At 64.1% G+C, this 12317-nt stretch carries 10 protein-coding genes and 1 riboswitch; of the genes, 2 read left to right on the forward strand and 8 right to left on the reverse strand.

Annotated elements, in window-relative coordinates; genetic code table 11:
- Positions 1-2 precede the first annotated feature (2 nt).
- From cobW to Q1A71_RS14290, 4 genes are all read right to left on the reverse strand, one after another.
- Complete coding sequence (gene cobW, locus Q1A71_RS14275; protein WP_299677402.1) at positions 3-1061, reverse strand: cobalamin biosynthesis protein CobW; 1059 nt, start codon at positions 1059-1061, stop codon at positions 3-5.
- Entirely contained in the window at positions 1058-1453 is a 396-nt protein-coding gene (locus Q1A71_RS14280; protein WP_299677404.1) for a DUF1636 domain-containing protein, read from the reverse strand. The genes cobW and Q1A71_RS14280 overlap by 4 nt, the downstream gene beginning before the upstream one ends.
- 87 nt (positions 1454-1540) lie before the next feature.
- Positions 1541-1750: riboswitch (cobalamin riboswitch) on the reverse strand.
- A 255-nt stretch (positions 1751-2005) separates the two neighbouring features.
- Complete coding sequence (locus Q1A71_RS14285; protein ID WP_299677406.1) at positions 2006-3961, reverse strand: methyl-accepting chemotaxis protein; 1956 nt, start codon at positions 3959-3961, stop codon at positions 2006-2008.
- A 215-nt stretch (positions 3962-4176) separates the two neighbouring features.
- Complete coding sequence (locus Q1A71_RS14290; protein WP_299677408.1) at positions 4177-5154, reverse strand: sterol desaturase family protein; 978 nt, start codon at positions 5152-5154, stop codon at positions 4177-4179.
- A gap of 104 nt (positions 5155-5258) precedes the next feature.
- Here Q1A71_RS14290 and Q1A71_RS14295 point away from each other — a divergent pair, with 104 nt between their 5' ends.
- Positions 5259-6224, forward strand: a complete 966-nt coding sequence (locus Q1A71_RS14295) for a LysR family transcriptional regulator (RefSeq protein WP_299677410.1) — start codon at positions 5259-5261, stop codon at positions 6222-6224.
- Here Q1A71_RS14295 and Q1A71_RS14300 read toward each other — a convergent pair.
- The 3 genes from Q1A71_RS14300 to Q1A71_RS14310 are packed head-to-tail and all read right to left on the reverse strand — an operon-like array spanning position 6221 to position 8285.
- Complete coding sequence (locus Q1A71_RS14300; RefSeq protein WP_299677413.1) at positions 6221-7018, reverse strand: metal ABC transporter permease; 798 nt, start codon at positions 7016-7018, stop codon at positions 6221-6223. The two genes, Q1A71_RS14295 and Q1A71_RS14300, sit on opposite strands and share 4 nt — an antisense overlap.
- Complete coding sequence (locus Q1A71_RS14305; protein ID WP_299677416.1) at positions 7018-7770, reverse strand: metal ABC transporter ATP-binding protein; 753 nt, start codon at positions 7768-7770, stop codon at positions 7018-7020. Before Q1A71_RS14305 ends, Q1A71_RS14300 begins: the two co-directional genes overlap by 1 nt.
- On the reverse strand, positions 7767-8285 hold the full coding sequence (locus tag Q1A71_RS14310; protein ID WP_299677418.1) for a transcriptional repressor: 519 nt from the start codon (positions 8283-8285) through the stop codon (positions 7767-7769). Before Q1A71_RS14310 ends, Q1A71_RS14305 begins: the two co-directional genes overlap by 4 nt.
- Positions 8286-8342: 57 nt before the next feature.
- Between Q1A71_RS14310 and Q1A71_RS14315 the strand changes: the two genes are divergently transcribed.
- Positions 8343-9428, forward strand: a complete 1086-nt coding sequence (locus Q1A71_RS14315) for a zinc ABC transporter substrate-binding protein (RefSeq protein WP_299677421.1) — start codon at positions 8343-8345, stop codon at positions 9426-9428.
- 108 nt (positions 9429-9536) lie between these two features.
- Here Q1A71_RS14315 and Q1A71_RS14320 read toward each other — a convergent pair whose 3' ends face one another.
- Positions 9537-11969 carry a hypothetical protein gene (locus Q1A71_RS14320; protein WP_299677424.1) on the reverse strand — a complete coding sequence of 811 codons (2433 nt, stop codon included), beginning with the start codon at positions 11967-11969 and terminating at the stop codon, positions 9537-9539.
- Positions 11970-12317 lie beyond the last annotated feature (348 nt).

Below are 12317 nucleotides of genomic sequence, written 5' to 3' on the forward strand. Positions count from 1 at the left end.
GGTTACTCGGCCGGTTCGGGGGTTTTCGCGCCCAGCACCGCTTCGATGGTGGCGCGGTGGATGTCGTCATGTTCGGCGATCACCACCAGGCGGCCCCGGCGCGCCTCGTCCGGTTGCCACGGGCGGTCGTACTGGTGCCGCACGCGCGCGCCCACCGCCTGGACCAGCAGGCGCATCGGTTTGCCGGTGACGGCGGCGTAGCCTTTGACGCGCAGGATGTTGTGGTCGTTGGCGAGGGTCTGGACCGCACGGACGAGCTCCGCCGGATCGGCCAGCTCCGGAATGTCGACGACGATGCTGTCGAACTCCTCATGGTCGTGATCATGCGGCCCGTCATGGTGGCTGGGGCGCGCGTCCATGTCATCTTCGGCGGCGGCCTCCAGCCCCAGGATCACGCGGGGATCGACCACGCCTTCGGCCACTTCGACCACGGGGAGGGGGCGCGGGGCTTCGGCGGCGATGATCTCCTTAGCCTTCGCGACGCCGTCCGGACCGGCGAGGTCCGGCTTGGTGAGTAGAATGATGTCGGCGCAGGAGATCTGGTCTTCGAAAACCTCCGACAGCGGGGTTTCGTGGTCGATGCTCTCATCCGCTTCCCGCTGCGCGTCCACTGCGGCCACATCGGGCGCGAAGCGTCCTGCGGCCACGGCTTCGGCATCGGCCAGGGCGATCACGCCGTCCACGGTGATCCTGGAGCGGATGTCGGGCCAGTCGAAGGCCTTCAGCAACGGCTTGGGCAGCGCCAGGCCGGAGGTTTCGATCAGGATGTGATCAGGGCGCGGGTCGAGCGCCATGAGCGCTTCGATCGTGGGGATGAAGTCGTCGGCCACGGTGCAGCAGATGCAGCCATTGGCGAGTTCCATGATGTTTTCCGCCGGGCAATCGGGGATTGCGCAGCTTTTCAGGATATCGCCATCCACGCCCACATCGCCGAACTCGTTGACGACGACTGCGAGGCGCTTGCCTCCGGGGTTCTGCATGAGTTGCGTGATCAGCGTCGTTTTGCCCGAGCCGAGGAAGCCGGTGATCACGGTCACGGGGAGTTTTGCAAGGTCAGTCATTGGTCGGCCTCCAGCGGCGGGATGCGCGCGATGCAGTTGCGTTTGAAGTGGTCCGGGCGCTCGCGCCACGGGATGAGCCCATCCTCCGTGGCGTTGTAGCGGGCGGCCCCGTCGAGCAGCATGTCGGCATGCGACACTTCATCGACATTTCCGTAGATATACGTCCAGCGCGCGCCGCCTCTGAGCGCAATGGTGCAGCCGTGATCGCAGTTCTGCAGGCATTCGACAGCGGTCACCCGAATGCCGTCCGGCAGCGTGTTGGCCGCGAGCGTGTCATAGAGGCGCTGGCCGGGGCGGCGGTCGTCCTCGGGGATTTCCTGCCCCCGGCGGCATTTGATGCAGACCAGCAGCTCGGTTGGAGGCGGATCAGGCTCGGTTGCCCTGGTTGTCATGGTCCATGTCCCATCTGTCATGGGACGCGGGTCAGATGGCGAGAGAGGCCCAGCCTGGGTCGCGTCTCGACACCGGAGCACCCCGTCCGGTTTTCGCAGCGCACTGGCAGGTCTCCCGGCTCACGGATCCCGGCTGTCGCCTGCGGTCTGCCCACCTTCCCGAAGCGATGCTCCAGTGGCTTTGGCAGCCCATTTCCGTTCACGGTCGCGGGGGCGGCTGTACTTCACCGGTTGAGGCCGGCTGCACATTCCCTTTTCACTTGCCCGGAGGCAAGCACCAGCACGTCAATCAGTTGCTTTGGATCGGGCAGGTTTGTCAAGCGGAACCGGCTGGATGGTCGCGGCTTGAATCATATGGGTGAGTCGATCTCGCTCCGACGCGGGCCACGCGACCGCCTGAATGGCGCGCAAGTCTCCGGCGTGGACCGGTCAATGCTGGCCTTGAGGCCTCAACGACGGCCCCGACGCGATGTGCCGGGGCCGGACACGGGATAAGATGAGGCGACGGGCAGGCTTCGGACCATCACGGAGGGGATGCCTGCCTGCCCTGGCCTAGGCCGCCGTCTTGGAGGCGGACGCCCCTGCATCGTCGCCCAGACGGAACCGTTCCACGGCCGTGGCCAGCGCTTCCGTCTCCTGGGTCAAGGCATGGCTCGCCGCGGTGGTTTCCTCGAACATCGCGGCATTTTGCTGGGTCACGTGATCGAGCTCGTTCACGGCGGTATTGATCTCCTTGATGCCCTGCGCCTGCTCCTGGGCGGAGGTGGCGATGGTGTCGATCCGCTCCGCGATCTCGGAAATGGACGACAGAATATCGTTGAGGGCCGTTCCGGTGTCGCCCACCAGATCAACGCCTTGCTGAACCTTCTGGCTCGAATCGGAGATCAGGACGTTGATTTCCCGGGCCGCTTCGGAGGAGCGTTGCGCAAGCGCGCGCACTTCGGTGGCAACCACGGCAAAACCGCGCCCCGCCTCGCCTGCCCGCGCGGCCTCGACACCGGCGTTGAGCGCCAGCAGATTGGTCTGGAAGGCGATGTCCTCGATCACCTGAATGATCTTGGAAATCTCGTCCGACGAGCTTTTGATGCCTTCCATGGCGTCCACCGCCTTGCGCGCCACGCGCCCACCCTTGTCTGCCGACTCCTTTGTGTCGGCGGACATGCGGGAGGCCTCGTTGGCACCGTCGGCTGCGGATTGCACGGAACTGGTCAACTCATCGAGTGCCGCGGCAGTCTCCTCCAGCGTGGCGGCCTGTTTCTCGGTCCGCCGCGACAGATCATCCGCGGCTGATGTGATCTCGCCCGCTTCCATGCGAATCGACCCCACATTGCGGGACACGGTCCCTACCACGTCCCGCAGGGACAGCAGCGCCGAGTTGAAGTCAGCTCGCAGCTTTTCGTATTCGGCGGGGAATGTCTCCGAGATCTCGCCAGTCAGGTCGCCGTTGGCGAGCCGCTGCAGACCCTTGCCAAGCGCATCGACCACCCGGCCCTGCTCGGCCGCGCGCGCTTCGCGGGCTTCCATCTCAACGCGCGTGCGCTCATCCTCTTCGGCCTGCATCTGTTTTTCGATCCGCCGCTTTTCTTCTTGCGCCTTCTGCTCTTCCGCGTGGCGCGCCTCTTCCTGTCTGCGCTCCTGCTCCACGGCCTCCTGCTGGCGCTCGTGCTCTTCGCGCTCGCGCCGCCGGGCGGCCTCCTGCATTTCGGCGCGCTCGATGAGGCCGCTGCGGAACACTTCCAAGGCGCGAGAAATCTCGCCAAACGCGGTGCGGTCCTTGCTGTAGGGCATCTCGGACGTGGTGTCGCCCTCGGACAGCGCCGACATCCGGCTGGTCAGGCGACCGAGCGGACGTGTCACACTATAGGCGATCAGCGCTGCCATCGCCGCGAGGATTGCACCAAGCGTGAACAGCATCTGATAGAGATCGCGGTTCACCGCCGACTGCGCCGCCTCGATATTCAACAGGTATGCCCCGGTCCCGGCCACCCAGCGCCACGGTTCGAACTGCATCACCACCGAGATTTTGTCGATGGGCGGATCCCCCTCCTGCGCGCCGGGCGCGGCCCACTGATACCACACGGTGCCGGGCGTCCCGTCGCGCACGCTGTCCACGATATCGCGGAACAGCGGCACACCGTTCGGATCGGTGAAATCGGTGAAGTCTCGACCCGCCAGGCCCGGGTTCGCCCCATGCGCGACCATGACGTGATCCATGTCGGTAATGAAGTAGTAGTTCTCGCCCTCGTACCTCAACGCCTCGATGGCGGCGATCGCCCCCTGCTGGGCCTGCTCCCGCGTCATGTCGCCTGATACTTCCTGAGCGTGATAGGTGCGCAGGATGGACATCGCGACTTCGGTGAGATGCGTCAACTCCACCTCCTTCATGTCGATGGAGGCATCCTGGAAGGTTAAGACCGCCGTCTTCTGCATGGCGAAAAGCCCCGCAAAGGACAGCAAAACGAGGGCACACAAACGCCCTCCAACGCCAATTCGACCCAGGAAGTTCATGTCGTACGCCCTCTTTGAATACTACGCGTCGAGGGATAAAATCAGCCCTTTAAAAATCTGCTAATGTCGGGCCGGTTTTCGGCACAAAACGTGCCGCATTTTTCAGGATCTCGCACCGGCGTCCATAACACAACGGACTCCGCACTTGTGGCCCGTCTGCGATCAGCTGCCACGCCGCCAAGACCCGTGGGCGGACCAGTCAGCTGTCTGGATGTTCAGCCGGCGATCCGCTTGCGACGCTCCTTGATTCGCGCGTTCGCCGCCTCTGTCCCATCATGGAACGACCCGAAGAGCTTGTCCCACGGCAGTTCGAGCGAGCCGTAGTTGCACTCGAAATACCGGTGGTGCATCTGGTGGTGAAACGTGCCCAGCCGGAGCCCGTTTTCATCCTTCACCAGCAGCCCTTCGAAGCCGGTGTGCGTCGTCGCCGCGGTGAGCGCATAGTATTGCAGATGAAACAGGATATGGACCGGATTGGCCGGCACGATGAAGTGGATCAGCACCGAGCCCAGAAAGATCAGATGCTCGACCGGGTGCATTGACATGCCCGACCACGGACCGACGTTGATGTTGCGGTGATGCAGCGCGTGCACATGTTTGTAGAAGAACGGAATGTGCAGAAACCGGTGGATCCAGTAGAAATAGAAGCTCTCCCAGATCGGAATGAGGAAGAAGAGCGCGATGAACCAGACGGGATGCGCCGCCCAGGTGAGCATCGGCGCATAGCCATTGGCAAGCGCCCAGATCATCAGCACCTCATAAGCCGTCCAGATGGTGACGCCGCTGGCGAGGGTCCAAAACATGTTGTCGCGAATCTGACCGCCCAGCGTAAACTGCCTGCCGTTTTTCATCAGAGGGCGCGAATCGTACTTCAGCCTCTGGCCCTGTTTGGTGAATGTGTAGAAATAGAGGTGCAGCCCGCCCGCAACGAGCGTCATCAGCGCGAGGTTGCGCAGGAACATCTCGGCGATCCAGCCAAACGCGAAGGATGTCGCTTCTTCCAGCGGGGGCTGGAAAAACGTCACCGACATGAACGCGATACCGACGATGATCAGCCGTTCGGTCACGAGAAACCAGGACTTCCAGATCCAGGCCAGCATGCGCTGTGGGCGCAGCGGCCAGGTGAAGAACGGCGAGACCTGCAAGGGCACATCGGGGACGTGGTTCCAGCCTTTCAGGGGGGCGTCGGACATGATTGACCTCTTCAAAGCTGCAGTTTGAGCGGAGAGTGGCATATATCCATTCACAGGAAAAACAGTATAACTCGAAGAAGTTCATCTGAAATACAGAGGTTATGATGGCGCTGACCCTGAAGGCCATGGACTACTTCACCACCGCCCTGCGGCACGGAAATATCGCGAAAGCGGCGGTGGAGTTGAACATCGCCGCCTCTGCGGTCTCGGCTGCGATTGATCAGGTCGAAGCCGCGTTTGACCTCACCCTGGTCACACGACACCGCGCGCGGGGCATTCAGGCGACCGCCAGCGGCCGGGTGGTTGCCCGGAAGTGTGAGCGGTTGCTGGACGACTATCGCAGTGTGCTGGCCGAAGGAGCGGATCTGAGGCAGGCGCTGAGCGGAACGTTTCGCGTCGGGTATTACGCGCCCATCGCGCCCGCGTTTCTGCCGCAGATCCTGGAGACTTTCCTGCCTGGGGACGGCGGCGTCGATCTGCAACTGGAAGAGTGTGACAACGATGCGGCGCAGGACGGGCTGCTGAGCGGTCGCTACGATGCGATCCTGTTCGTTTCGGAAGACGTGCGCCCGTCGATGGCGTTCGAGGTGCTGATCTCCGCCCCGCCCTATTGTCTGCTGCCTGCCGCGCATCCGCTGGCGGCGCGGCCCGTGGTGTCGATGGCCGAGATCGCCCGGGAGCCGCTCGTCGTGCTGAACCGGCCCGTGGTTGCGGCCTATTACGCGCGGCTCTTCGACAGCCATGTCCGGCAGGCGCCCATTGTGGCCTATGCGAATTCGACCGAGATGGTGCGCAGCCTGGTGGCCGCCGGGCGGGGCTGTGCCCTTCTCAACATGCGGCCGCTGACGTCGGAGAGCTATAGTGGGTCGGAGGTTGTGGCGGTGCCGATTTCCGATCCCTTGCCGGTCTTGAGCCTTGCGGTAGGGTATGACAGCTCGCGCCCGCGGCGGATCACGCAATGCTTTGTCGACGCCTGCAAGGCCTATTTCGCGACCTCTGACGCAGCACGCTGTGTGGTTGCAGATACCGATACAGGGTCGGTCGTAGAGCGGGGAGGCTCCGGGGTCTAGGCGCCACGCTGGCTGCGCCACCCGACGAGGTTGAGCGCCGCGAAGAGCACCGCGGCCACGCAGACGATGGAGGGCCCGGCGGGCGTGTCGAAGACATAGGCGGCGCGCAGCCCGGCGGCGGCGGAGACCGCGCCGATCACCCCTGCGGTGACGGCCATCGCTTCGGGCGTGCGCGCGAGGCCACGGGCGGCGGCGGCGGGGATCACCAGCATGGCGGCGATCAGAAGCACACCGACCACCTTGATCGCAACAGCCACCGTGACGGCGAGAGACAGGGTCAGGATCAACTGCTCGCGCCGGGGGTCACGCCCACTGGCATAGGCCAGCTCATCGCTCAAGGTCGAGGTCAGCAGGGCCGACCACCGCCAGGCGATCAGCGCCACGACCAGCGCCGCACCGCCCCAGATCACCGCGAGATCCAGACGCGACACCGCAAGGATGTCGCCGAAGAGATAGGCCATGAGGTCGATCCGGATGCCGGACAGGAAGGAGACCGCCACGAGACCGAAGGCGAGCGAGGAATGGGCGAGCACGCCCAGCAGCGTATCCATCGCATAGCCGCGTCCGGCCAGCAGGGTCACCGTCATCGCCATGATCAGGGCGACGGCCATGGCGCCGATGAATATCGACATCTGGAAGGCCAGCGACAGGGCCACGCCAAGGATCGCCGCATGGGCTGTGGCATCGCCGAAATAGGCCATGCGACGCCAGACGACAAAGCAGCCCAGTGGTGCCGCGGCAATCGCCACGCCGATGCCCGCTAGCGTCGCGCGCGTCATGAAATCATCGAGCATTACTCTGCCGCCTCATGCGCCGACGGCCCGTGGTCGTGATCATGGTCGTGGCTGTGGTCGTGATCGTGCCGGTAGAGTGCCAGCGCGCCGCCGGTGCCGGTGCCGAAGAGGGCGCGGTACTCCGGCGCGGACGCCACGACTGCGGGCGAGCCTTCGCAGCAGACGTGGCCGTTGAGGCAGATCACCCGGTCGGAGGCGCTCATCACCACGTGCAGCTCGTGGCTGATCATCAGCACCGCGCAACCGGTCTCGCGGCACACGGTCTCGATCTGACGGTAGAAGGCCGCGGAGCCCCGCTGATCGAGGCCCTGGGTGGCCTCGTCCAGCAATAGAATGTCAGGCTGGTTGATCAGCGCCCGGGCCAGCAGCACCCGCTGGAACTGCCCACCGGAGAGCTGCGACATCTGTCGTTTCAGGAGATCCGGCACACCGGCCCGGGCGAGCGCGGCATGGCAGGCGCCGCGCGGGACACGGTCGGTCAGCGTCATGAACCGCTCTACGGTGATCGGCAGCGTCGGGTCGATGTGCAGCTTCTGCGGCACGTAGCCGACGCGCAGGCCGGGTTTCAAGGTGATCTCACCGGCGGCCGGGCGGGTCGCTCCGATGATCGCGCGCAGCAGGCTGGTCTTGCCCGACCCGTTCGGTCCCACGATGGTCACGATCTCTCCGGGCTGGACGGCGAGCGCCACGTGACGCAGCACGGTATGCGCGCCGTATTTGACGCTGAGGTTCTTGACTGACACCAAGGTCATGGGGCGGCCTTGTCGACACAGGCCGGGCAGACGCCTTCGGCTTCGAGCACGGTGCGCTCAATCTGGAACCCGGCGGCGCGCGCCGCCGCCCCCAGGGCCCCGCGCGCAGGCGCGGACTGCGCCTCGGCCACGGCATCGCAGAGCCGACAGATCATGAAGGCCGGAGAATGGGTCTCTCCGGGATGGGTACAGGCGACAAAGGCATTCAGCCGCTCGATCTTGTGCACAAATCCGTGCTCGGCCAGAAAATCCAATGCGCGATAGGCCACGGGCGGCTGCGAGCCGAACCCGGCCTCGCGCAGCAGATCGAGGATCGCATAGGCCCCCAGCGCCTTGTGCTCCTGCAACAGCAGCTCAAGCACCTTGCGGCGGACCGGCGTCAGGCGCAGACCCTCCTCCGCACAGCGCGCCTCGACCGCCGAGAGGGCCTGCGCAACGCAGGTGTCATGGTCATGGATCGAGAACCCGACAGACGCCTTCGGATCATCCGGCCCCGGTTTTGTCTCACTTGTCATGATCGTCCATATCGGGTACTCGAAAACGCAATGTTATAAAATCACATGAGTCCTCCAATGTCCAGAAAGCTAATTTTTTCATCAGCCGCCGCCGTATTGATGGGCGGCACCGCCATCGCAGACGTCCCGACCGTGGCCGTTGACATCGCACCGGTCCATTCGCTTGTGGCCCGGGTCATGGAGGGTATCGGGACACCGCAGCTGATCGTGCAACCGGGCGCCTCGCCGCATGAATACAGCCTGCGCCCCTCCGAAGCGGCAGCCTTGCAAGACGCGGATCTGGTGGTGTGGATGGGCGAGGATCTCACACCCTGGATGGAAGAGGCGGTGGAGACCCTGGCCGCGGATGCAAGTGTCATCACGCTGTTGGAGGCGGATGGCACCGTGCTGCTGGACTTCCGGGAAGGCGCGCTCTTCGAGGCGCATGCCCATGGCGAGGACGAGCATCACGGTGACGAGAAAGACCATGCGCATGACGATCATGCAGAAGACCACGCGCACGATCATGGCGAGACCGAAGAGCACGCACATGAGGAGCACGAGGAGGCACATGACCATGACGACCACGGTGCGGACACGCACGCCGAGGAGGCGCATGCGGGGCACGATCACGACGGACACGACCACGGCGCGCGTGATCCGCACGCGTGGCTCTCGCCGGAGAACGCCGCCACCTGGCTCAACCTGATCGCCGCACAGCTTTCTGGCGCGGATCCGGACAATGCGGGCACCTACTTTGCCAATGCGGCGGCTGCGCGCGAGGAGCTGGCCGGTCTGGCCGAGGACATCGACGCGCAGCTGGCAGCGGTGCGCGGGGGCAACTTCATCGCGTTCCACGATGCCTATCAGTACTTCGAGACAGCCTTTGACCTGCCCGCGTCGGGTGCCATTTCGCTGAGCGATGCCTCAGATCCCAGCCCGGCGCGCGTCGCCGAAATCCAGGCCCGTGTGAAAGACGAAAGCATCGCCTGCGTGCTCTCCGAACCGCAGTTCAACGCCGGCCTTGTCACCACGGTGATGGACGGAACCGCAGCCAAGACCGCGGTGCTCGACCCTCTGGGCTCCGACATCGCGCCGGGTGCGGAGCTTTACCCGCAGCTGCTGCGGAACCTGGCCGCCGCGCTGGTGGACTGTTTGTCGTAACGGATGCGGCGCTCTCGCGTGGTCGCCGCGCGAAACCAGGGCGTTTGGGGGCGGCGGAGGCTCGCAATTGCGGGCGTTCGCCCCCTCGTGAGCTTGCGGTAAGGACGGTCAGAACCAGTTGCGCATCTTCTGCAGCTCTTTCTCGATTTCCTTGCCCAGATGCACCAGCTTGTGCGCGATGTCTTTGAGCGAGATCGTGACCGTTGTGGATTTCGGGAGGAGCCCGTAGTGCGCCGTCGCCCCAACGGTGAACACGCCGGTTTTGGACGACATGGAGATATCCAGCGTGCTGAGCTTGAGCTTGCCAGTAAGCTTGATGGGCTTTTTTCCAAAATCGGCATGTGCGGAGATTGCCGCCGTGAAGCGACCGCGGCTGTCAGCGCCGAGACCGCACTTCAGCGTGATCGACTCTCCCTTGAAGTCGATCTTCGTCTTGAGCCAGAAGCCGCTGTTGGTCAGGGTCAGCGTGGTGGTGTCCGAGACCCCAAGGACGTTGACATAGTAATCGGCGAGCAGATGGGGTGAGCGATCTGTGTCGAAGGCGAATTGCGGCCCTTTGGCTTGGTCTTTCGCGTCGGCGATTGTGAAGATCCCGGGCACGGAGAGCGCCTTGCCCATTTGCAAGCTTCCGGACATGCCCGCGGTTGTGACCTTCAGATCCGCATGGGCGGGGAACCTGAAGACCGTCGCATCGCCGGTGAACCTGAACCCGTCGCGATAGCAGACATCCTTGGAGATCCGGCAGGTGCCCGACGGGTCGGTGCAGCTCCAGATCTCAAGGTTTCGGAAGCTGATCCCGCTTCTGAGTTCTTTGGGAAGCTTGGCCTCGTGGCACAGGGCCTTGAACATCGGAGCCAGGTCCAGATGGCTGTAGGTGGCGCTGACGAATGTGGGCGCAAGCTCTGGCAGCGCGAAGGCAAATCCGAAGGACGCATTCTCCTTGCCGATCCACATCGCGCCGTGCAGGCCCATGACGAAGGCTTCGGGTTCAACGGAAAAACTGGCGCCGATTTCGGTGAGCTTCACGCCCGACGCATTCTTGGGCGGCGTGAGGCTTGTCGACGGATCCTTGGCGTTCCCGGAGAAGCTCAGCACGGGGCCTGCGGTGGTCTCCTCGACCCGGACCGCGCCGGAGACCTCGACGTGCTGGCCCTGCGGAGCGGGAAACAGCACGTCGCCCACGACTTCGAAGCTGGGCTGCAGAGACAGGATCAGCCTCGCATTTCGGATTTCCATCGTCGCCGGTTTGCGGGCGCCGGGGACGTCGAGGCTGAGATCCAGATTGCCCAGTGTGGCGGAAAACTCGGTGTCCTTGGCCGAGGGGCCCAGGGTGGCCTGGAGCAGAAGTTCGGGTGTGCCACCCAGAAGGCCGGAGACCGCCTTGCCGAGGAGCGACGTCTGCGACCGGTCCATCGCCAGATCCAACCCGACGTTCAGACCCTTTTCGAGCGTGAAGGCATGTTTGCCGAGTTTGGGAAAAATCTCGTTCGCGATGGAGACATGGCCGGTTGCGACGGCGAGAAAGGATTGGCGGAAGGTGAGCACCTCGTCGACCACCGCAAACTCGGGCGACAGATCGGCCATCTTCCAGCCCTTCTCCGTGGCCACGCCCAGCGCCAGATTGCGGCTTTCGGCATCGCGTTCGAGATAGACGAAGGCATCTTCCTTGAGCGAGTTCTGCCCGGAGACCAGCAGCGTGTGGTTTGCGAAATCCAGCACCACCTGGCCTGCGGCAATGTCGAGCCCCTTGGGAGCGGAGACCGTGGTCGCGCCTTTCGTCTGGGCCTTCAGACCAACGGCGCGGAGCATGTCCTCAAACACGATGGGCGCGCCGGCGTCGGTTTGCAGCGAGCCTTTCAGGACAGAGGTCGCAGCGGTTGGCTTGGCGGCGAAGTCGTAGCTCAGGGCGAGATGGCCGGTCTGGCCGATCCGGGTTTGCACGGCCAGTTCAAATGTCGTGCGCTTGAGCTTTTTCTGGCCCCGGTACTCCAGCATCAGCGCCGCATCGGTGGTGCCGCTTGCGAAGGGTAGAAACTCCGTCTGGCTCAACCGGGCCTTGGAGGAGAGCGTCCAGCCGGCTTTGCCGTCATAGGCGATGGACATGGCAATCAGGTCGATCAGCGTGGTTTTCATGTCGCTCGGTGCGGTGCGCGCGCCCAGCTTCTTGACAACGGATGCCAGCGAGACGGGTGCGCCGAGCTGCGAGGTCAGGCTGAAGGTTTCGACCTGCCGGGACAGCGCGATGTCGACATCGAAGTCGATGCCGCCAAAGTCGAGATCCGCCCGGATCACCCCGGTCGCTGCCTTTTTCGGGCCGTTGAAGGTCAGGCTGACCGATATGTCCGTGAGCGACAGCGCCTCGTTTCCGAAGAGCATATAGGGATAGGACTTTGGAGCGCCGGTTGCCGTCACGGTCCAGGTCTTTGCGTCATAGTCCGGGTCATTGGTGATGATGATGCTCATATCGCCAACGGATGTGGCGACCAGCGTTCCGCCAAATCTGTCCTTGATGAGCTGTCCGAGTGTTGTGCTCTGTCCCATATGCCGTGCTCCTATCGCTTTTTCAAAAATCCGAACGTCTATCAAATTGGGCAGGAGCGTCTCACGCGCGCCCTGCATCTGTCCAGTTAAGGTTTGGGCGGTGCGTTCGGCGGGGCCAAGCCCCCCCGGGCGGGACGGCGGGCGACGCGGCAGGGTTCGGATCATGTCTTTCGTGGCTGGAGCGCGCGCCCGTGAACGGCCCTCGGCCATGACCGATGGGGAGGCGCACCGCTGGTCAGCGGGGCAAGCGGCGACGGTTCGGCGCGGTGGCGGCATGGCTTCAGAACGGGGCCGCGGCTTGGCTCTGGTGGCCGCATCGCCCTTGTTTTGCATCCACAGCCGCGGAGA

This window comes from uncultured Roseobacter sp., assembly GCF_947493125.1.
In the GTDB taxonomy this organism is placed as follows: domain Bacteria; phylum Pseudomonadota; class Alphaproteobacteria; order Rhodobacterales; family Rhodobacteraceae; genus Roseobacter.